The 20,522-nt window shown below is 38.6% G+C and carries 15 protein-coding genes; 1 reads left to right on the forward strand and 14 read right to left on the reverse strand.

What is annotated here, in order from left to right; all coding sequences use genetic code 11:
* Window positions 1-2: 2 nt before the first annotated feature.
* Complete coding sequence (locus ADICYQ_RS24375) at window positions 3-2,621, reverse strand: SLBB domain-containing protein (RefSeq protein ID WP_040418083.1); 2,619 nt, start codon at window positions 2,619-2,621, stop codon at window positions 3-5.
* Window positions 2,622-2,999: 378 nt separating this feature from the next.
* Window positions 3,000-3,941 carry a fasciclin domain-containing protein gene (locus tag ADICYQ_RS24380; protein WP_020888398.1) on the reverse strand — a complete coding sequence of 314 codons (942 nt, stop codon included), beginning with the start codon at window positions 3,939-3,941 and terminating at the stop codon, window positions 3,000-3,002.
* Between the two features lie 345 nt (window positions 3,942-4,286).
* Here ADICYQ_RS24380 and gldB point away from each other — a divergent pair, with 345 nt between their 5' ends.
* Window positions 4,287-5,294, forward strand: coding sequence for a gliding motility lipoprotein GldB (gldB, locus tag ADICYQ_RS24385; RefSeq protein WP_040418084.1), 1,008 nt, complete (start codon window positions 4,287-4,289; stop codon window positions 5,292-5,294).
* Window positions 5,295-5,315: 21 nt separating this feature from the next.
* Here gldB and ADICYQ_RS26425 read toward each other — a convergent pair whose 3' ends face one another.
* The 12 genes from ADICYQ_RS26425 to rhaM all read right to left on the reverse strand — a co-directional run bounded on the left by ADICYQ_RS26425 (window position 5,316) and on the right by rhaM (window position 20,420).
* Window positions 5,316-5,747, reverse strand: coding sequence for a glycosyltransferase family protein (locus ADICYQ_RS26425; RefSeq protein WP_152520527.1), 432 nt, complete (start codon window positions 5,745-5,747; stop codon window positions 5,316-5,318).
* Window positions 5,696-6,523: a glycosyltransferase family 4 protein gene (locus ADICYQ_RS24390; protein WP_020888401.1), complete on the reverse strand. Its 828-nt coding sequence runs from the start codon at window positions 6,521-6,523 to the stop codon at window positions 5,696-5,698. The genes ADICYQ_RS26425 and ADICYQ_RS24390 overlap by 52 nt, the downstream gene beginning before the upstream one ends.
* Window positions 6,520-8,325, reverse strand: coding sequence for an asparagine synthase (glutamine-hydrolyzing) (gene asnB, locus ADICYQ_RS24395; RefSeq protein WP_040418085.1), 1,806 nt, complete (start codon window positions 8,323-8,325; stop codon window positions 6,520-6,522). The genes ADICYQ_RS24390 and asnB overlap by 4 nt, the downstream gene beginning before the upstream one ends.
* Window positions 8,325-9,014: an endonuclease III gene (gene nth / locus ADICYQ_RS24400; RefSeq protein ID WP_020888403.1), complete on the reverse strand. Its 690-nt coding sequence runs from the start codon at window positions 9,012-9,014 to the stop codon at window positions 8,325-8,327. Before nth ends, asnB begins: the two co-directional genes overlap by 1 nt.
* Before the next feature lie 53 nt (window positions 9,015-9,067).
* Window positions 9,068-9,439, reverse strand: coding sequence for a hypothetical protein (locus tag ADICYQ_RS29175; RefSeq protein ID WP_020888404.1), 372 nt, complete (start codon window positions 9,437-9,439; stop codon window positions 9,068-9,070).
* Entirely contained in the window at window positions 9,414-10,016 is a 603-nt protein-coding gene (locus tag ADICYQ_RS24410; protein ID WP_020888405.1) for an RNA polymerase sigma factor, read from the reverse strand. The genes ADICYQ_RS29175 and ADICYQ_RS24410 overlap by 26 nt, the downstream gene beginning before the upstream one ends.
* A gap of 261 nt (window positions 10,017-10,277) precedes the next feature.
* The gene (locus tag ADICYQ_RS24415; protein WP_020888406.1) at window positions 10,278-14,240 is read right to left on the reverse strand and encodes a hypothetical protein; all 3,963 of its coding nucleotides are present in this window, start codon (window positions 14,238-14,240) and stop codon (window positions 10,278-10,280) included.
* A gap of 167 nt (window positions 14,241-14,407) precedes the next feature.
* Entirely contained in the window at window positions 14,408-14,593 is a 186-nt protein-coding gene (locus ADICYQ_RS24420) for a hypothetical protein (protein WP_020888407.1), read from the reverse strand.
* Window positions 14,590-15,978, reverse strand: coding sequence for a purine-cytosine permease family protein (locus tag ADICYQ_RS24425; RefSeq protein ID WP_020888408.1), 1,389 nt, complete (start codon window positions 15,976-15,978; stop codon window positions 14,590-14,592). The genes ADICYQ_RS24420 and ADICYQ_RS24425 overlap by 4 nt, the downstream gene beginning before the upstream one ends.
* Window positions 15,979-16,101: 123 nt before the next feature.
* Entirely contained in the window at window positions 16,102-17,151 is a 1,050-nt protein-coding gene (locus ADICYQ_RS24430; RefSeq protein ID WP_020888409.1) for a GntR family transcriptional regulator, read from the reverse strand.
* Window positions 17,152-17,261: 110 nt separating this feature from the next.
* On the reverse strand, window positions 17,262-20,084 hold the full coding sequence (locus ADICYQ_RS24435) for a glycosyl hydrolase (protein ID WP_020888410.1): 2,823 nt from the start codon (window positions 20,082-20,084) through the stop codon (window positions 17,262-17,264).
* A gap of 24 nt (window positions 20,085-20,108) precedes the next feature.
* Window positions 20,109-20,420, reverse strand: a complete 312-nt coding sequence (gene rhaM / locus ADICYQ_RS24440) for an L-rhamnose mutarotase (protein ID WP_020888411.1) — start codon at window positions 20,418-20,420, stop codon at window positions 20,109-20,111.
* Between the last annotated feature and the right edge of the window lie 102 nt (window positions 20,421-20,522).

The raw sequence follows: 20,522 nt of genomic DNA on the forward strand, positions 1-20,522 counted from the left end.
AGTTAATTCCAAATCTGAGTTAAAACCAAAGCCAAAGTGGCAAGGCCAGTAGTAATCCCAACAAAATCACCAGGTCTAATTGGTATCCGTGGACCTTTGGTAGGAACAATGATTTCTGATCCGGGTTCAACCTTTGGAAAGGCATTAAAGAAAATATAATTCTTGGTTCGGGCCACTTCACCGTTGGCATATACCACGTAAGTCCTTTTTCTTTTCGCCCTTACATTAAAGCCTCCTGCCTTATTGATGTAATAATGCAATCCCCTAAAGTCTTCATGCCTAATAGTCGTTGGATAGATCACATCCCCTCTCAATCTTACTGTTTGTAACTTTCTAGGAACGCTTAATATATCCCCTTCCTCTAAAATCAAATCGTACTTAGATCCTGGATTTGCCATTATGGCCACAAGGTCAATAGCTACTGCCTCAGTCTCTCTCAATTGGATTGGGTTTATTCCATCCCGGGAAGCAGAAATATCGTTTAAAAGTCTCTCTCTAGCCTCTATTACGGCTAGATCTAACTCAACTTCTACTGAATCATTCTTTCCAAAAAGGTATTTATTTATGCGATCAATCATTTGTTTTTGAGACTCAGTAGGTTCCATATTGTCCCTATTCAACCTTTCCAACAAGTTGAGTAAATTATTGTTATTTCTGACCTTCTCCGATTGATTTTTGAAAAACTCAGTTCTTCTAATCAGCGTAGCACCTTTTGGGTAGGCAAAATCTGTAAGCCCTCCAGAGCGGGAAATCAAACTAGAAATCCGCTCCTCTGCCTGAGTAATGGCAAAATTGCCAGGGGCTTGGACTTGTCCGTCAATTTTAACCATTCTTTCAAAGCTGAAATTTGTCTTCCTTCTTACTGTCAAATGATCGAATGGAAGTAAAGCATGAGGATTATCAGAAAGCCCAAGGTCCTCACCCATTGCAACAGGGATTATTTCAGCGTACTCTCTGCCACCCTGATCCGTTGCTCTTCTGGCGATTTCAATGTCTTCTTTCGATGCGGATTCTTTAAGCCCTCCTGCCATAAGTATAAGGTCTTCCGATGTCATATCCTCGGCATATGCGTAAGTCCCCGGCACCAATACCTCACCACTTACTTTGACATAGGTTTCTTCCTTAATCTCATAAATTGAAGGGACATGCACGACATCCTCTCTGATAATAGGGATGTCAGGTGAAATGCCTTTCATTATATCTCCAAGATCTACTTGTATCAAACGAGTACTTAGATCCTCTTTTGTTCTTAAAACAGTCACTCTTTTTGAGAATGCTTCCCCTCTTAAGCCTTCGGACTTTTCAATCAGCTTGGTAAGCGTGAGCCCTTGTTCAAAAGCATAGTTACCCGGTCTATAAACGGCTCCCTTCACCTGCACTCTGTTGGTATACCTATCTAGTATTTCTCCAATTAAATAATGATCTCCTCCTTTTACTAGAAACATTGAAAACTGATCATTGTAAACATCCGAAACAGCTTTTTCTTTGGCTGTCATTCTTGTGACACCAACCTTTTCCTGAAAGGCTCTGTCAGTAAATCCACCAGCAAATTCAAGCACATCAGCAAATGTCTCATTCTCCTTTACTTCAAATACTTTAGGACGCTTTACAGCCCCTTCCATACTTACCCTAGCAGAATAAGGCGGCACCAATATGATGTCCTGGTCCTGTAAGGTCACATTTACGCCTTGGTCACCATTATTTAAAAAATCATATAGGTCGATTTCAGCGATGGCTTTTTGATTTCGGATCAACTTCACATTCCGCATACTCCCATTGACATTTGGGCCTCCTGCAGCATATAAGGCATTGAAAACATTACTGAAAGCACTCAGTGTAAAAGTCCCCGGTAACCTGACTTCTCCCACCAAATTAACTTTTATGGTTCTGATATTCCCAAGGTTAACTTGTAAAAAAGTATTGGGATTATTGCCTTTTAGGCCTTTATAGAATACAGATAATCTATTCTGAATTACCTTGGTGGCCTCTTCCAGCGAAAATCCAGAGACACTAATAGGCCCTATGTTTTCCAATATGATTTGGCCTTCTGGCGTAATAGACGTTTGATAGTAAGTTTCTGATTGTCCATAAACATCAATATTCACTTCGTCACCAGGTCCTAAAATATAGTTTCTCGGTGTAGCAAGATTTAGGTTAGGCTCAAATGTCAGTCTTCTCGTTTTATTGTAAAAAAGATCCATTCCATAGTAAGGCAGTTTATCCGTGGGCATATTCTCCAAATCTACCTGCGGAGGAATAATCCCCTGAGTGATTTCATTGAACTCTAATTGCCTTCTTGGACTTCTGGAATTAACCTTTGAGGCATTTCCAGAACCATAGCTATCCATTAGCACCATCCCGTTCAATCTCTCTTTTAGCTTATCAATTTCGGAAGTAGGCACTCCTCTTAATTGCGCCATCTGCAACAGCTCAGCTTCTGAAAGACCCGCTTGAGTAGCTCTTTCGACCAATTGCTGCAATTGCTGATCACTTAAATCATCTACATTTATAGAGGATATGTCTTCTAAAGATTGTGGAAATGCATTAAAAGACAACATCACAAGAAGAAAAAACATCAAATATTGAAACCTATAACGGTTCTCAGGTATTGGAGAAATCATATCTATTTTTTTTGGTAGCCATACAGCTTCGCCACATTACCCACACCTTTATCTGACATGAATAATTAGGTTATTCATAATTTTAACCATAAAGCAACTGTAAAGATAATTATTCCTTTCTTTAAGGGACAACCTTTGCCTATTAAAGGCGAAATAATAAATATAATTTATTTCTTTGTCAACGCTGCGAAATTGGCCCTTGAAATTATTTTTTTCTCTACAAACAAGATTTACCTGTAGGCGATGATGTTAGCCCGTGCCAACTTGGAATTGTAAGAATCAACGATGCTATCTTAAAGCAATTCTCAATCTTAATGGAAACAAAAAAAGCATGGGCCAATCGACCCATGCTTATAAAATTAACCCTCTATTAAAAAATTATGGTAGCATCACTTTGTCAATCACATGAATGACTCCATTTGTTGCATGAACATTTAACAAATCTGTGTTTAGATTTGCCTCTTCAATTTTTAAATCGCTCAAATCTACAGTTAGTGTCTCATCTGTGAGCAAAGTAGGTAGTTCAGCAGCATCTCTTAAATCTTGAGAAAAAGCCCTTGCAGGTACTACATGATACAACAATACATTCTCTAAGGTCTCAAGCGCAATGTCTTCATATCCTGTTACTCCTAAATCATCGTACAATTGAAGAAAAGCAGCATCTGTAGGGGCAAATACTGTCAAATCATCTTCCATCCCACCATTCACAGCATCTACTAAACCTGCTCTTGATAAGGCTCCAACCAGCTGTGTAAATTCCGGTGTAGCCGATTGAGCAAAATCTGTAGCGATACCAGCTATGGACATTGTTGGCTTCATTAACACATTGTCAATTACATGGATTACACCATTGGAGGCATCAATATCTGTTTCGGTTACTTCCGCGTTTCCATTAATCCACACTTTGTTATCTGTAGAAATGCTTACATAGAATGGAGAACCTTCCAAAGAAGTAACGCTTCCACTACTTACAGCAGAAGATGGCACATCAGCGGCAACCACATGGTACATTAATATATCTTTTAAGGCGTCTTCTGAAACGTTATTCACATCCGTTATCCCTGCATCAATGAATGCTTGATTTGTAGGGGCAAATAGGGTAAATGGTCCGTCAGCACTAAGCGCATCTACCAAACCAGCTCTCTGGACAGCTAGCACCAAAGTAGTAAACCGGCTATCGCTTATGGCTAGTTCTACAACATTTTTATCTTCGGCTTCCATAGGCTTAGGATCATCGTCTGAACAGCTAGCAGCAAAAAGAACAATTGCGGAGAGAAACAGTCCTAATAATTTTTGAGAATTTTTAAATTTAGTGTGCATGATTTTAATTGGTTTAAGTTTTCATTGGTTTAATTCATTGGAAACCAACCAATCAAATTAATTTTGTTAATTTTCATTAAGTTTTATTAAACACTATACTGGTAGGCATTAAACTGCTTCTAATTGAGGCCCAAATCTTTATAATCGTATATTTTCACCCTTTTTTATCACCGGGAAAAAAAATGCTAACGTCAATAAAAATTAAATCTTATTATAAAGCATTTTGTCTATTGAAAATTCAGGGATGGACATTCTGTTAACCTCATTACCTGATATTTTTAAGCTGATTCAATGATGTCTACCAATTGTTAAACATATTAAGCGCTATTGCCTAACTTTGCATGCATGAAACGATTCAAATTTTTAATGACCGTTCTATTACCAATTGCTATTCAAATTGGATGTAACCGATCCAATGAGGAATGTGAAATCCCTTCTGGTTATAAGGAAAATATTGCTTCCCTAGATATTCTGAGAATGGAGGATTTATTCTTTGGAGACCTTAGCAAAGATAAAATGATGTCAAACCTGGAATCCTATCCCCAGTTTACAACAGCTATGTTTGCCAACATGGGTATTGAGAATCAAGATCAACTGGCGGATGAGTTACTTTTGATCCATCAGGACAGTGGAATGGTGGAGTTATACCAGGAAGTAAAAGCTCATTTTGGAGACATTAGTGATATCAAAAATGATTTGGAGATTGCTTTTGCTGGAATAAAATACCATTACCCCAACTATAAAGTGCCAGCAGTTTACACTTTTGTTAGTGGCTTTGGCAGTGACCTAATCGTCACTGAAGATGTAATAGTGATTGGATTGGACTACTTTCTGCCTAATGATCATAAATTCCAGCCTGTGGACTTGCCGTATTACATATTAAAAAGGTACAACAAAGCCCACCTTGTTCCAACCATCGTTACAGCCATCTCCTCTCAGTTTAATAAAACAAAGCTTACAGACCGTAGCCTTCTAGCTGAAATGATCTATTACGGCAAATCCTATCACTTCACCAAAACTATACTGCCCTGCACTTCTGATGAATTAATTATTGGTTACGAAACAGACGAAATCCTTGGTAGCTACGCCAATGAAGAAATGATTTGGGGGCATTTTATTGAAAATGAATTGTTGTTTGAAACCAATCCATTTGAAATTAGAAAGTATACTGGTGAAGCCCCATTCACGGATGTTATTAGTCCAGATGCACCGGGAAGAATTGGAAGATGGATAGGTTGGAATATCGTAGATGATTACCAATCCAATAATGATTTAAACCTTATGGAGCTGATGAAGCAAGATGATGCACGACTAATATTTAAAAATTCAGGGTACAAACCCAGGAGGCCTTAGTCTAAAAAAGGACTGTGTTTTTCAGCTATATTTAGGCAAAGCTGATTTTAAAGGCTGCTTCTTTTGAACCAGGAAGGCAAGCAACTTTTGTTGTGCCTCCTTTTTATCAAAATTATTTTCTGCAATTTCCCGAGACTTTTGACCCATTTGATTAAGGAGGGATGGGTTTTTCTCTAGTTTTTCCAGCTCCTCTATTAATAACGTGACATCTGCGGTATTGTGAAAAAAGCCCATACCTTCTTTTAATATAAGCTCATAAATCCAACCTTTGAAATTCACAACGACTGGTAAACCCATTGCCAAAGCATCAAAAAATTTGTTAGGACTGCTGCTTTCCAATGCTTTTAAAGGCAGGAAAGAAATATAAGCCAGGTCTGCATTTTCCAATTGTTTTTTAACGGCTATTTTATTAGCAAAGGCAATAAAAAGACATTGGTTAATGCCAACCGCCATGTTTTTTTCTTTAGCCTTTCTAGCGCATTTCCGTCCCCCATCAATTCAAAACGCCAGTTTTTACCTAATTTCAATGCTTCCCAAGCCAGGTCTAAGAACTGATCAAGCCCATTGACTTCTCCAATGGCCCCAGAATATAAAAGGGTTAATGGCTGCTTGGCAAAATCTCGGGTTTCAACAGCCAAGTCTTTTGGCATGAAGAAGACATTGTCAGAAAAATTAGGGATTAACGCTACCCTCTTTTTAGGGAAACGGGATTTAATATAGTTCTGAATTCCCGGAGAGAGTGATACAATTCTGTCTGCCTCCTGGTAAATTTTAGACTCCACTCGATACAGTAGCTTTTTAACAATTGGATTCCTGATTTTCAAAACCTGTATTGGAGCCTCGGGCCAAAGATCCCTGACTTCAAAAACAAAAGGGATGTTCCAGGTCTTTTTTGCCCAAACACCTATCCATCCAGTAGTAAGCGGAGTAGAAGAAATGTAAAATAAATCTGGTGATTCCAGTGTTGAAATTAATCTCTTGGCTTGTTTATAAAAGCGATAAAATGCCAGAATCCTTTCCCATACAGAGAACTCAGCCCGATAGGGGACCGGAAGGTAATGCACCTTCACTGCTCCATCTTCACATACTTTATAAGATTTTTCATTGTGAGCAGTAATCATCTCCACCTTGATGCCCTCCTTAGCAAGTCCTTGAGCGAGATGATAAGATCTCACCGCTCCTCCTTGATCTGGTCTTAGGTAATATTGATGGATGTAAATTATTCTCATTGGGTGTTTTTATTGATCCACTCTGAAAGTAGAAACACATTAAATAACAACAAATAATGGTCTTGAATATGGTTTTCAGGATGTTTTAATAGGGATTGCCATTCCTTAGGAACCAAGCCTCCATATTTATTGCCAAAATCTAAAATCGCCGAACTCATTTTAATTCTAAAACCAGGATGATGAAGGAACCACTCCTTAATAGGGAGACCAAATCCAGATTTTTTTCTTTCTGCAATATTCCCAAGTCCCTCGGCTATCAATATTTCTTTTATCCAGGATTTAGGTGTGGTAGTAATTAACTGTTCCTCGCTCATCTCCTTACTCAAGGCCACCAATGTCCAATCTAGAAATGGCGCCCTTCCTTCAATCCCATGTGCCATGCAGGCATTGTCATGGATTTTCAACAAATCATGTACCAGATAAAATGCTTGATCATAGGCCAATGCATTTTTATAATTGCTACCTGATTTAGGATAGTGGTCTTCCAACACCCTCCCTAATTTTTCAGGAACAGGATTAAGGGCTGCAAAATTAATAAAAGTACGGTCAGGATTCTTATGAATACCCTTCAAAAACTTTTTCTGACTTCTGCTAAATAAAGGCATATCCTGAAGGAATTGAGATACGCCATGCCACAAATTTGGCCTTTTTAGATAGGTTTTGAAAGCCATATGCCTATTGTATCCACCAAACAACTCATCAGCACCAACACCGCTGACGAGTACTTTCACCCTTTTCTTAGCTTCCCTGGCTATCAGCCATGTCAAATAGCTCGCACTGTCTCCTACAGGCTGATCCAACTGGGAAAGGTATTCTTCCCATGTTTGTAAAAAAAACGCAGGTCCTATTTTAATCTCCTGGTTACCTCCACCATACTTCTTCGTCAAATTGGCAGCAAAGTCTGCATCACTGTTTTTGCCCCGATAAGGAGAGTCAAAACCGATCGTATAGGTCGGCAGTGGAATTCCAGTCTCTTTGAACCAAATATGGTACAAAAGCGAACTATCCGCACCTCCACTTAGTATCATTCCCACAGGCACTTCTGCTGTAAAATGTTTGAGAATGGCCTCAACAAGGCATTGTTTAAATATTTTTTGATTAGGTACTGGACTGTTTAAGCCAGTAGCCACATTTACGGCGAATTTTGTTACTTCTTTTTTACTTCCATCTAAACCGAAAATGGCTATTTGTCCAGGCAATAATTCTTTGACATTTTTGAAAAATGAAGCGGTGGGCATAGAAGTTCTCAGGTACCAATAAGGCAGCACCTGCTGAGCATCAATACTAGCATCAACCTTTCCGGAGTGGACAAGGCAAAGTGCTTCAGAAGAACAAATTAATTTATTTTCATGGTGATGGTAATACAAGGATTTCATCCCTACCGGATCCCTTACCAAAAGGATTTCACTTTTATTGATATCGACAAAGACGAAGGCAAACATCCCTTCCAGATGCTTAATGCCTTCTTTTCCTTTTAAGAGCAACCATTGGAACAATACTTCTCCATCAGAACGCGTTTTAAAAATCACACCCTCACTGATGAGTTGATTTTTCAACTCCTGGAAGTTGTACAAAAAACCATTCCATGACAAGAAAGCACTTTTCTCCTTATTCGTGATAGGCTGATTGGCTTCATCCCTTGAATCCAGGATTTTCAATCGATTGGATGCCAGAAATACGCCATCGGTGACTTTTATAATTCCGCTATGATCTGGCCCTCGATGAGTGCAACTTTCGACCATATTGGCAATAGCCATCTCATCTGTAGCAGATGTGTCTACCAACAAATGTACTCCACACATTATTTTGTAGTCGTTTTTTTAGCGGCGACTTGCTCAAATTCTATTTCGTTGCGATTTTTTTCATAATACCGGCAAATTTCAGTGATACTGCATTCATGACATTTGGGCTTCCGGGCCAAGCACACGTATCTACCGTGTAGGATTAACCAATGATGCGCTTTATGAATCACCTCTTTTGGTAGATGCCGTACAAGGTCTTTTTCTACTTCCAATGGGGTTTTGACTTTCTGGGCTACTAGTCCCAATCTCTTTGAAACCCTAAATACATGGGTGTCTACCGCCATATTTGGCTGATTCCACACAACGCTAGTAATGACATTGGCCGTTTTTCTACCCACACCAGGAAGTTTAATAAGCTCATCAACAGTATCTGGAACTTCAGCATTAAAATCTTCTACTAGCATTTTACCCAAACCTAAAAGGTGTTTGGTTTTGTTATTTGGATAAGAGACTGTTTTGATATAAGGGAACAATTGATCAAAATCACTTGCTGCCAAATGCTCAGGACTAGGGAAGTCTCTGAAAAGTGGTGGGGTTACGATGTTTATACGTTTATCAGTGCATTGGGCACTTAATACTACTGCCACTAACAATTGAAAGGTCGATTCAAACTTCAATTCAGTCTCAGCCACAGGCATATTCTCTGAAAAATGTTCGACAAATGCCTTATAACGTTCTTTTTTTAACATGACAATCTTTTACTTTAATACCCAAATTGCCTAATCGGGGATACATTTCTAATTCACTTGCTAAGGTCTTTATTTTTTAGTATTGGCAATACTAAATTTGATACTAATATCCCTATCTCCTTGGATTGGGATAATTGCAAAAAAAATTCCTGTCGTTTTGGTGAAACGACAGGAAATATACTGTTGTTGGTGTTATACTTTTTCCAGTCCTTTGGACCGTGCCTTTTTTTAATGGCGTTAATAATGCTATCGGAAGGTTCGATCAGGACGATATCCAATTTTTCAATTGTGCTTAGCAAATCGATGTACTCCTGCATTAGCTGTTGGTCATCTTGCAAGAGTTGCACCAATTGATCATTCTCCTCTTCCTCCATTTCCTGATAAATATACCTTATCAGGTCATTTGTCGTAAAAGATTTGGTCATAGGCAATATTTATTTGTTTGAGTTTCTTTCGTAAATTGATAAGGGCATAACGCATTCTTCCCAAGGCGGTATTTATGCTCACTCCAGTCTGCTCTGCAATTTCCTGGAAACTTAAATCCATGTAATGCCTCATGATCAAAACTTGTTTTTGACTCTCAGGCAATTCCTCAATCAACTGCCTAACCAAAGCATACGTCTCCTCCTTTACCTTCACATCCTCTACATTCTGTTCGGCAAAATGTAAAGTATTAAAAACATTTGACCCGTCTTCCATCACCACCATAGGATAGCGTTTCATTTTTCTAAAATGATCAATAGCTAAATTGTGTGCTATCCGCATTAACCATGGCTGGAATTTACCTTCTTCATTATAGCGATCAGAGTTGAGTGTTTGGACGACTTTTACAAATACGTCTTGTAACAGATCCTCAGCTACACCCTGCTCTTTTACTATCATCAAAATTGTAGTATAGACTTTGGTCTTGTATTTATCAACCAGCCTTTCGAAGGCTACCTCACTACCATTCCTATATTGTGAAATTAATTCACTGTCTTTAGGTCCTACCCTTATACTCATAAAACAGATATTTAAATAACGTAGAGTTTTATCCCATATTGTAGATTTTGCAGCCAATGATTAATAACTTCATTCTCAAATGTATAGAATCAGTCCAGAATTCACAATTTTTTTGTACTTTTTTATGATAAATAGCATCATAAAAAATAGAAGACAGAAGAATATTCCTTTTGTTAAAAAAAGCACCAAACACTCTATTGCAATATTATGCGATTTCTCAGAATGTAACAATTAAAGTACCAAAATTACTGAAATTGAAATTTATTGATTCTCAGTTGGTGTACTTTTGCCAAACCCTTTTGCCAAAATGCTGTAAATAGTCCCCGAAACTCCAAGGAAACCAGTAATATAAGCCGAGGTCTCATTTAGAATATTAGGGTCATAGAAACTGATCAATGCAATGCAAATTAAAACAAAACTGAAGACCGCTGCTTGAATCATTCTCGCATTTCCGGACTTACTTTCATCTTGCTTAAATCGGGCAACTTCTTCATCACTTATATAGACGCAAACAAAGTTCCTAAAACTATCAGAAAACAAAACCAAACTGTCCATAGCCGGATTCATCTTTACCAACCCTTTTTGGATTAAAGCTGTCATTGTCTCTTTATTGAAAAAATTAATGAACCCCTCCTTGGCATAGTTATACACCATTTTCTTTTCCTTTAGACTTAACTCTGCCCAAATGTTCATATAGTAAGCTTTGTTGTAGCGCTGTATAGACAATACGCATTTCTCGTATCTCTCTTGGGACAAAGGCATGTCAAGCTTGTCTCTTGAAATCTCCTCGGTAATAAGGGAAGCGATAGCTTTGCCATTGGGACCATATTCAATTTCGCCTGCTAGACCATGTGTTTTTTCATCATTAAACAATTGACTCTTCATTCTTAGATCATAATTAATTTTAGCCTCCTCATCGCTGAATTTTGACCCATCACCAAAATAAGGAAGGGTGATTTTCTGGTTTTCAAAGTCTATAGGAACATATTGAAAAAGATATTCTGAAAAGATCTCGGTAATCAACAGCCTCGATTGTTTGGGCATATTGCTTGGTAATATCTCCTGAAGCGGCCTTCCAGAGGTGACAAATAACTTTACACTTTCCTTGCAATACTTCTTTTGAAAAGCCACCATGGTATTCAAAAGCATCTCAACATCTCCCAGACAGTGGAAATTTTCAAGGATTACTCCTTTGTGTGCTGGTTTCAATTCTGGCATGTCCAACTCATTCCCGCTGAATAATCTTACCGTCAGCACCTCTTCGGATTCAAATCCAAACTGTTTTAATATCCACTCCTTGGACTTGGACGCATCTACACCTATAACGAAACTATTTTTTTGCTTATCAGTATCCTTAGGCAATAGTCCAAAAGCGTTTGTAAAATGATAATCGATGAGGTAAATTTTATTCCCCAAAACCATTATCATTTTAAATAGCCAAATGAGTATCACCAGTAGAACCAATAAGAAAAATAAATTTGATCGAATGGTATCCCAAAGCCCAATACCTTTACTCAGTTTCCCAAAGGTTATCCCAGGTGTGGTATTAAAGGCTTCAATTAATGCTTGCTGAGGAGCTGCGATAAAATTGGTGATCAATTCATCATCTTGATTTGAAAATCTTCCAAAATTATTTCTTCTGAATTCTTCATGAATCTTGATCAAACTCATGTATCCCTCTGGCAAAAATTTAACTTGCTCTTCGTCCTCAATATCGCCTTTGCTTACATATTCCCAAATGATTTTCTCCTGATTAAAAATTTGTCGGTGAATGAAATAACCGGGCAAAAACCCAACAATCATCAACCATAAAAGAAGGTTGATAGCAAAAACCCGTTTATCTACAGCTGAACCTGTTAATTTGGTCCAAAAATCAGTAAACCTTCGGTGCATTTTAAATAGCATCTTTGTTTTGTTCCATTTGCTAAAGCGAACGGTAGGAAATTTTTGTGTCTGGTAGAGGTAAAAACACAGTATCTGCATGCCTGCGATCATCAATAAAATGAAAAGGGTAAATATAAAATACATCGTTCCACTATGGCTTAAGAAAGAAAGGTAACCTAGTAGAAAGGCCATTATAACCCATAGCAGGATCACCATTACTAAAAAAGCATTGATGTTTTTCTTTGCTTTATCCTTCCCAACTGTAGCCAAAAGCAGAAAATTACATGTCCCTGACTGAATGGCAAAAAGGGAGGACCAGAGGAATATTTTGAATATGCTTAATGGTAGAAAAAGGTAAATAATAAGAAAGAGAAATATATCAAGTAAAAGAATACTATTGAGCCATAGAAATCTCAATCTCTTTCTAGGAGATGGGCTATACCAGGCAAATGAAAAGTCTTCAAAGGCAAGGTAAATACTTGATTTACGTGTAACCAGCGTCAATAATCCCAATAATGATAAAATCATTAAGTAGGGACCAAAAACAGCTATCCCTTCGAGGGAAGCCAGTGAATGCAAAGCATGTTGCAGGTTCGTGTCTTCCAGGTAAAGCACCCAGTTTTCTGAGACAAACGAATCGGAGGAGATAGGGCTTAATAAAGCTTGGTACTCATGTCCATTTACATAAATGGGGGTTTTCCAGACCTTATCATCACCTGCATTTTTATTGTTGGCAATTAAGGTTCGGATTTCATGCCATTTTTCCTCACCTATACCCTGATTAAGGTTATCAATGGGAATGTTAACTTTTTCACTAATAAGTAAAACCTTGCCATCCGGTTTGAAGACGAAAAATCGATGATGCTTGCTAATCTTAGGCACTAGTGAATCCAAATGAAAAGTCAAAGCATAACCCTGTTCTCCTTCTTTTTTGCTAATCACACCTTCAAGTTCTCCCGTAGACTTGGAGGAATGTGCGCTAATAAAATAGCCTTGCTCTGGATCTAAATTCCGAAGTTCTTTAACATAATCTCTATTTGCGATGGAAACAAAGGGGAAATTACCAAAATCAATAGGGCCTTCGAAAGAAGACATTTGTGGAATCAACATCTTTAGAATGTTCCCCTCTAAATCAAACTCCAAAAATTCGTTAACATCCTGCTCCTCATGGTGTGCATCCTCTGGCTGATTGGTATGGATCTGACCATCCTCAATTTCTTCTTTAAAAATTTCAAGCCCTTCTATTAACTGTTGAATTTCTGAATTGAAGGCATATTTTACGTTTTGGAGATTGTTTTCAGAGGTGTGCTCATTGTCATAATTCTGGAATAGGGAGAAGAAAAAGAAACCTAAAATCACCATCACCAAGATCAATGACAGGCCCAAACCCATCACTCTTTTCTTGGTCAGAACATCCCCATCCCCAAGATTAAAGATACTGATGACTGGAATAGAGACAAAAATCAAGATCAAAAGCGTTAAAAAAGCACTTAGAACTTTGAAATTAATTTTAAGTGCTACACTTTCAAACCCTGACTTATCCTTGGCCCCTAGTAAATAAAAAACTTGATTTCCAATCACTGCTGGTGATAGAAAACCCTTGTATAGCTTCCCAGACACCTGTAGGTCTAACTCCCTTTCGCCAACAGTTTGCTCGTGACTTAAAGAATCTACATTCACTACGGGAAGACCTGCCAGGTCTCTAGGGTAAATGGCCGTCCCCGTTTGATCCAAAATAAAAAGCTTGTCGAAAAACAAACTTTGGACATTGCCCACCATTAAATCATTTACCGAAACCGAATGGTCTATTTCAAAAGCTCTTCCAGACAATGTATCCTGGGCAAGGGCATTGCCAAGTTCTTTCTTAATTTTTATTCTTAGCGAATCATAGTTTAAAACAGGTTGATCACCCATTTTAGTTTTATCATTAAGGAAAAACCTGAAACCTTTGACATAAATCAGGTAAGAAGTGTCTCTTTGAATAAGTGAAATTCCATCCTCAGCAAACATCTGAGGCTCTGGCCTGAGATCATCCGTAAAGTTTTGAATTCTTTCAATGCCAAATTTTGGATTTCTATCAATCATATTTACCATACGAGAAGCGGCATCCTCCTCGGCTTCCATTCCCCAGGTATAAAAATTCCTTTTAAAATACCCCTCTAATTGGACATGGTAATTGTAAAAGGAATCCAGGAAATTGTGCTTGGCTAAAAATATAGCTTTTATCCCCTGAGATTCAAGCTGACTTTGGTTGGTTTTGGAATGCTGGTAAAGATAGGCACCTATTAACAGCATGATACCAAAAATGAAGATCCAAATGCGTAGGTCCCTGAATTTCATTAGGAAAGTAGTTGTTAAATTAATTCTAAAAGATTAACTAATTTAACAACTACTTCGCAAAAGTAAAAATTTTATTCTGCCTAAAACAAAAATCAACAATCAAATTTTACATAAGCTTGTTTTATCTGATGCAATATTTTGATTAACTAATCACCTGAGAAATATTTTCAATCATCAGATGGCACTTCTTTCTTTATCATCCAGGAAGGAGCAGTGGCAAACCACATAATCGTTCCCAAAAACATAAGTTGTTTACAGGTAGATGCCTCCATATGTTCCCCAAACACTAAAATGGCCGGTACAATACATAAACCCAGGCCTATAAATGATATAATTTTCAATAATAGTTTCATTTCTTTTGAATCAATTTACTTGCCAAAACATATACTACAACAGCTATAAACCAGCCTGGAAGCCCAAGGAAGAAGATTTCAACGCCAAAAAGTTTGTTAATTAACACACACAAACTCAAGGTAATTACCCAAGTAATGGCTACGGCCCAATTAAGCTTTACTCCCTTAACTTCTGCATAATTGGATTTTAGTCCTAGCTTTTCCAGTAAGTAAACATCAATAAAAATCACAGCGCCAACAGGCATTAGAATCAACCCATACAAGGCAACAAACTCCAGCAAACGCATGACCAAAGCTGGGAAACAAGCGGCAATTGTAGTAAATAGACCTACAAACAGGGTTACTTTCCATGTTTTCCATTTTGGATTGATCGACTGTATCGCCAGGCCTGCTCTATAAAGTGTCGGGTTGGCGGTAGTCCAGCCAGCGATCACCACACAAATTGCTCCAGCAGCACCCACTGCACTGTACGCAATCGGCCCAGGTGCAAAAGTGAGACTACCTTTAGATTCGATAAGGAATAGGGAATACAAAATACCCGAGGCTATCCAGGCAATAAAATGCCCTAAAAACACACCCGTTGCAGACGAAAACCCTTGCTCCCACTTCTTGGCATACCTCAGTAATGACAAATCAGCCATCCCTATGTGCATGGCCATATTACAAAACCAGGCAAAAAACATGATGTGCCAAAAACCAAATTTACTTTGTCCATCCAAAGGAACCCCTGTCCAGATCGTACTTTCTGCGACTGACCAAAATGATCCAATTTCGGTTACTCCAAGCCTTGGAAGGACAGCCAATGCTGCAGCAATAAATATCATGATCATCCAAGGGGAAGCGACCATAGCAAATTTGGAAACCTGATCAAAACCTAGCATAGCGATCAATGTGGTAATGGCTCCCACCACAAAGACGGTTATCACCCAGCCCATGCTGTTGGGATAAACATCCGTCAACTGTGGCATGGCCATGTCAAAAGGTATTCCTACCGCCGTAGCCGCTACAGCAATCATAGAACCTGCCAGAAAACAGAAAAGGCCTGCATTGACAAGGTTATATATTAACGTGAATTTTTTACCAGCAATTTTCTCCAATAAATAATAAAGGGTTACCCTTGTTTTGACAGCGATTTTTGCCGTCAGAAAAGCCCAGCTTAATACTGCCAGGATATTGCCTATCAATAGTCCTGTCACTAAATCAATTGCACTTGCTCCGTGGGCTACAAACAATGGCCCAATTACAAATTCAGTACCCGCTGTATGTTCACCTGCATAGGTGCCTAAAAAACTTCTCCAACCTTTCAGTTTGTTATTGGGAATGGGTTGTTGTTCATACTCATTGACCGCATTGAGGCGATCTACCAAACTTTTGCTTTTTTCCATAGAAATAGGTAATCAAATAACCTCCATTGATTTTCAGTTCAATGGGGTTTAAACAGTACTAAATGAAATTTTATTGAAGTATTAAGAAAATTGGGCAACACAATCAGTATCAATTTAAACTGACTAAATAGACCCTCTATTGATGAATTTGAAAACATTTTTGACGGACTCTTTTTTGTTCTTTTTGATCATATAAGCCGCAGTCTCTCCCATTAATTTGAAATCAGTAGAAATTACCGTTATGCCCAAAAGTTCTTTTAGAGGGGTGTCATTGTAGGATATAATCCCGATCTCCTTCCCAGGTTCAAAATTCTGCTCTCTAACCTGTTTCACCAAATTAACCAAGTCATTTTCTTCAATCACGATAAATGCATCCTTGGGACGTAGCTCCATTTCCGGATAAACTTTATCCAATATTTCGTGGTCAAAATCAAAATCACTGCAGAATTGCTGAAAGCCTTTCAGAATCTCTTTTGGATAAGGGTACAGGATATCTGTAGGATACACCAGCATTAATTTATCGTATTGTTGAAGCTGAAAAATGCCTTCAATCAATGCGTTGTAAATGTCATCTTTAAAGTCCTGAAAAATAGACGCAACTTTTTCCCCTAATTCGGGAATCTGATTGTCCATTATGATTAATTTATCGGAGGGAATTTCTTTCACACATTCCATTACTTCCTCATCGAAATTATAATGGCCGTTATCTCCATCTTTAAAATGAGGCATAAGCACATAATAGTCGTAGGCCCCTATATTCTCGGTGAGAATGTTCTTAAGCAATTTTGGATCGCAATGGTAAATATTAAGATCCACATGGGCATCGGTCCCCAGACTATCTATAAAAGAGTTGTATGTTTTTAGCTTGTAGTTGCTCAGCTTATTCAAAAGATAAAGGACCCTTACCTTTGAGGTAGAAATATTCTTGGCTACATAATAACCTTTTCCTTTTACAGAGAGAATAATTTTTTTAGCCTTCAACTGATTGTAGGCTTTCTCTACCGTATCTCTTGACAAATAATGTTCTTCGCTGATTTCATTTATTGATGGTATTTTATCCCCTACCAAAAGTGAGCTACTTTCGATATCTTCAATGATAGAATTTACTATTTGCTGGTATTTGGGAATTCTGGAATTTTCATCAAGACGGATCAGAGGCTTCACTTCAATCATGGGTCAGGTTATTTTGGCTTTTATTAAAAATCCGCAAAGGAGGTGGTCTTTAAATTTAATAAATAAAGTTAAATACTCTCCTTTTCAAGTAACAATTTAATTAAAACATGTTATAAATCATGCACTTCAATATTGACTGGCCCTGCCAAACCAGAAGGCATAACTTCCCAATCTGATGCATCAAATGGCTTATAATCGATATTCACAAAGTTGATTTCATGATAATTTCTCCAGAGGATTTCATTTTTATCCATGTACCTGACATGGTTGGCCATAAGGTTTGCAACTTCCACCCTAAGGGTATTTTTACCTTTTTTCACGAAGTCACTTATATCCAATCGGAAGGGAATACTAAAAGCATACCCTACTTCCTTGTCATTTACCCAAACTTTAGCACTTTCTAACACCTCCCCAAGGTTCAATACGTACTTCGCTTTATCATTAAGGCTACCAAGCTCGAAAGAACTTTCATACATGGCCTGTCCTGAGAAATCTTCAATGTCTTCTCCTTTCAGGGAAGTCCAAGGCTGCAGATTTTCCAAAACCTGACCTGAAGGAAGTGCTGGTCCTCCTTTTGTAAAGGTTAATTTCCAAGTGTTGCTAACATCAATAATCTCTGGATCTGGAACTTCATACTTCCAGGGCGCCAAACCTTTCGGCAGCTCATTTAAGACATGAACAATGACGGATTGTCCCGGCAAAAGCGAAATGGCAACCTTTGTGCTCCCTGAACCGGTATTTACCTTTGCCAAGCCGATTGTTCCCTGCTCAGGATCCATCAATATTGCGGCTTTACCTTCTGTTTCAAAAGAAACCATTTCACTAATTTTATTAGCGGTATGATTGACCAGGTAATAGTACTTTTGCTCGCCCACCCTTCTCCTGATATACTTCAATCCCAAATCTGTGAGTTTTTCTCTTTCAATGCCAAACGACCCTAAGGCTGATGGGAGTTCTTTCGATACCAATATTTTTCCTTTCCCAAAATCAGCACCACTTCCTTGTGCGTTGGGTTTTAGGGGTATACTTTGCCACATACTATCCAAGGTAACCTTCCTTCCGTCATGGTCTTTAAAACCAGGAACATCAGCAGGCTTATCCTGAAAAACAATATGGGCGCCCTCTTTGGCCAAGGCTATCAATTGCTTAAGTGTGGCCACAGGCATATAAGCCGTCTTGGGAACTACTATCGCAGCAGACCTGAATTTACCATCTGCTCCAATAAGAACATGGTCCTTTACCTCCAAAGTATTCAACAGGGCATCAGAGACAAAGTCCAGTCCATAACCTATCTCCATGAGCTTTTTTGATTCCTTGTAAAAAGATGTAGGGTGAAGCCATTCATCAATTCCGTGTACCGTAAGCGTCTTCCCTAAACCTTCAGGGTCGGCCCACACATCATACACAGGCCAATACATCAGCAGTTCATTGTCTGGCATTCCTGATTGCAAAATAGACTGTACCCTTTGCACATAACCATTGAATCCTTTAAGGTGAGGCCATAAGCTATTGTGCGTATTTAAATTAAGAGAAGCATAAAAAAGCCACCCAGGAAATTCCACCTCTTGAGGTGAATAGGTTATTCCATGGTAAAACATGTGGTTTATGCCCGCAAGAAATGCTTGCTCCAACTCAGGTTTAGCTTGTGAAAAAGAGGATTTGAAATGTTCTCCAAGCCAGGTAAATGTTTCAGTAGAAGCCAAATTATTCCCTGTAAGGTGAGCTGCTGAAGAAGCAAACTTTAGCATGATGGGGTCAGGATCCACATTCCTTATGTCTGAACTATCTCTACGAATTCCTGGTATAGGAAAATAGCTGGAACCAAATGTTTCTCCTTCAGGTATAGAAACTGCCGCATATAGATCCAACAAGTTTCCTGGAGAACCATGCGCCTGATTCTTGGTAAGTTTTTGATGTCCTTTTGCCCAAGAGGACCATTGATGGGTAAAGTTTTCTAGCAGCATATCGCTTATGGTCTCTCTGTAATCAGACTTCAAACGACGACCCTCCTCACCTGGGTTTTCGGCGGTAAGTTGAGCTAGATGATTCCTAATATCATAACCCCTTTTGGATTGAAAATAATTAAAATAATCACCAGTAAAATCGGCGCCATACACTTCAAAGCTATCGTTATAAAAAGCCCTGATCCCAGGGAAATCCCCTCTAAAAGCACTATCAAAATGGTCGAGGTATTGTTTAACCGCAATTTCAGAAAAGTGATCCAGGGTAAACCCTTTTCCACCTGGTGCTGCTCTTTTTACTTTTTGCCCAGTCTGTATTTCGAAAACAGCAATTAACGTCCAGTCTCCCTCTCCATTCCAATTTAAACCACCATCAACAGCGACCCTGTCCGTCAGGTTTTTCGGTGATTCTGAATCCTTATAGGCCATTAAGGTATGAAGGTAATGGGATTTCCCATTGGTATTTTTCTCTTCAATCTTTATAGGCCGATCCAACCCTTTATCTTGGGAATAACGATAATGCTGAATACGCATTTTTTTTGCAGCCATCTCAGGAGTGACCATTTCCCCTCCAAAAGGCCAGCCTGTACCTTGGGTCAAATCTATCTGCATTCCTAGGCTATCAGCAATGCTGATGCTGTGCTGTAGCATGGCAATCCATTCTGGAGAAAGGTAATCCAAAAAGGTATTTTCAAACCCTTTTGCGCCATAAATAGGTGCTATTTCCAAGCCACCTATTCCAGCTTCACTGTATTCATGCATTAAATAGGAAAGGTTATCCTTATCCACTGCACTCCCCATCCACCACCATCTTGCCCATGGCCTGGATTCCGAAGTTGGCTCTGGCCATTGGCCAATTTTCAACTTGCTATTTGCTGAGGATTTATTATCGCAACCAGTTAAGAAGGCCATTAGCAAAAATGCTATGGATACCAACAGACTACTTAAGACTCTTTCATTTCTGACGAGCATTTTTTTGTTGTTTTAAGATAGACTTCACAAACTAAATACCTTCTCCAGACGAGTAACCTTTGGAGATTGGTCAGGATTTGTTTCCATTATATCTTCCATATGGGCCCACCACTTCTTCATTATTGAAAGTTCGGCAAGTCCTTTGGTTTGGTTTGTTTCTGTGAGATTCTGAAAAGCGAAAAGCACTCCACTCTGCCTATCCAGAAAAATATGGTACTCCGTAATCCCTGCTTTTTTTAATAGTTCAGCTAACTCTGGCCAGATTTCGTTGTGTCTTTTTTCATACACTCCTTCATTCCCAGGCAATAATTTCATTGTAAACGCTACAGAGATCATGAGTGATTTTTTATAAAATATTATTTCAACTTTAAGAATGTGTCCTTTCTATTACGTAAAGGGGTCGCATCCAATTCTAAACAGTATTTATTTTTCGCTTAA

The organism is Cyclobacterium qasimii M12-11B (assembly GCF_000427295.1).
Classification (GTDB): domain Bacteria; phylum Bacteroidota; class Bacteroidia; order Cytophagales; family Cyclobacteriaceae; genus Cyclobacterium; species Cyclobacterium qasimii.

Excerpts from the sequence above, each read along its gene's own strand:
- ADICYQ_RS24375 (WP_040418083.1), bottom strand. The coding sequence starts at position 2,621 with ATGATTTCTCCAATACCTGAGAACCGTTATAGGTTTCAATATTTGATG.
- ADICYQ_RS24380 (WP_020888398.1), bottom strand. The coding sequence starts at position 3,941 with ATGCACACTAAATTTAAAAATTCTCAAAAATTATTAGGACTGTTTCTC.
- gldB (WP_040418084.1), top strand. The coding sequence starts at position 4,287 with ATGAAACGATTCAAATTTTTAATGACCGTTCTATTACCAATTGCTATT.
- ADICYQ_RS26425 (WP_152520527.1), bottom strand. The coding sequence starts at position 5,747 with ATGGCGGTTGGCATTAACCAATGTCTTTTTATTGCCTTTGCTAATAAA.
- ADICYQ_RS24390 (WP_020888401.1), bottom strand. The coding sequence starts at position 6,523 with ATGAGAATAATTTACATCCATCAATATTACCTAAGACCAGATCAAGGA.
- asnB (WP_040418085.1), bottom strand. The coding sequence starts at position 8,325 with ATGTGTGGAGTACATTTGTTGGTAGACACATCTGCTACAGATGAGATG.
- nth (WP_020888403.1), bottom strand. The coding sequence starts at position 9,014 with ATGTTAAAAAAAGAACGTTATAAGGCATTTGTCGAACATTTTTCAGAG.
- ADICYQ_RS29175 (WP_020888404.1), bottom strand. The coding sequence starts at position 9,439 with ATGACCAAATCTTTTACGACAAATGACCTGATAAGGTATATTTATCAG.
- ADICYQ_RS24410 (WP_020888405.1), bottom strand. The coding sequence starts at position 10,016 with ATGAGTATAAGGGTAGGACCTAAAGACAGTGAATTAATTTCACAATAT.
- ADICYQ_RS24415 (WP_020888406.1), bottom strand. The coding sequence starts at position 14,240 with ATGAAATTCAGGGACCTACGCATTTGGATCTTCATTTTTGGTATCATG.
- ADICYQ_RS24420 (WP_020888407.1), bottom strand. The coding sequence starts at position 14,593 with ATGAAACTATTATTGAAAATTATATCATTTATAGGCCTGGGTTTATGT.
- ADICYQ_RS24425 (WP_020888408.1), bottom strand. The coding sequence starts at position 15,978 with ATGGAAAAAAGCAAAAGTTTGGTAGATCGCCTCAATGCGGTCAATGAG.
- ADICYQ_RS24430 (WP_020888409.1), bottom strand. The coding sequence starts at position 17,151 with ATGATTGAAGTGAAGCCTCTGATCCGTCTTGATGAAAATTCCAGAATT.
- ADICYQ_RS24435 (WP_020888410.1), bottom strand. The coding sequence starts at position 20,084 with ATGCTCGTCAGAAATGAAAGAGTCTTAAGTAGTCTGTTGGTATCCATA.
- rhaM (WP_020888411.1), bottom strand. The coding sequence starts at position 20,420 with ATGATCTCTGTAGCGTTTACAATGAAATTATTGCCTGGGAATGAAGGA.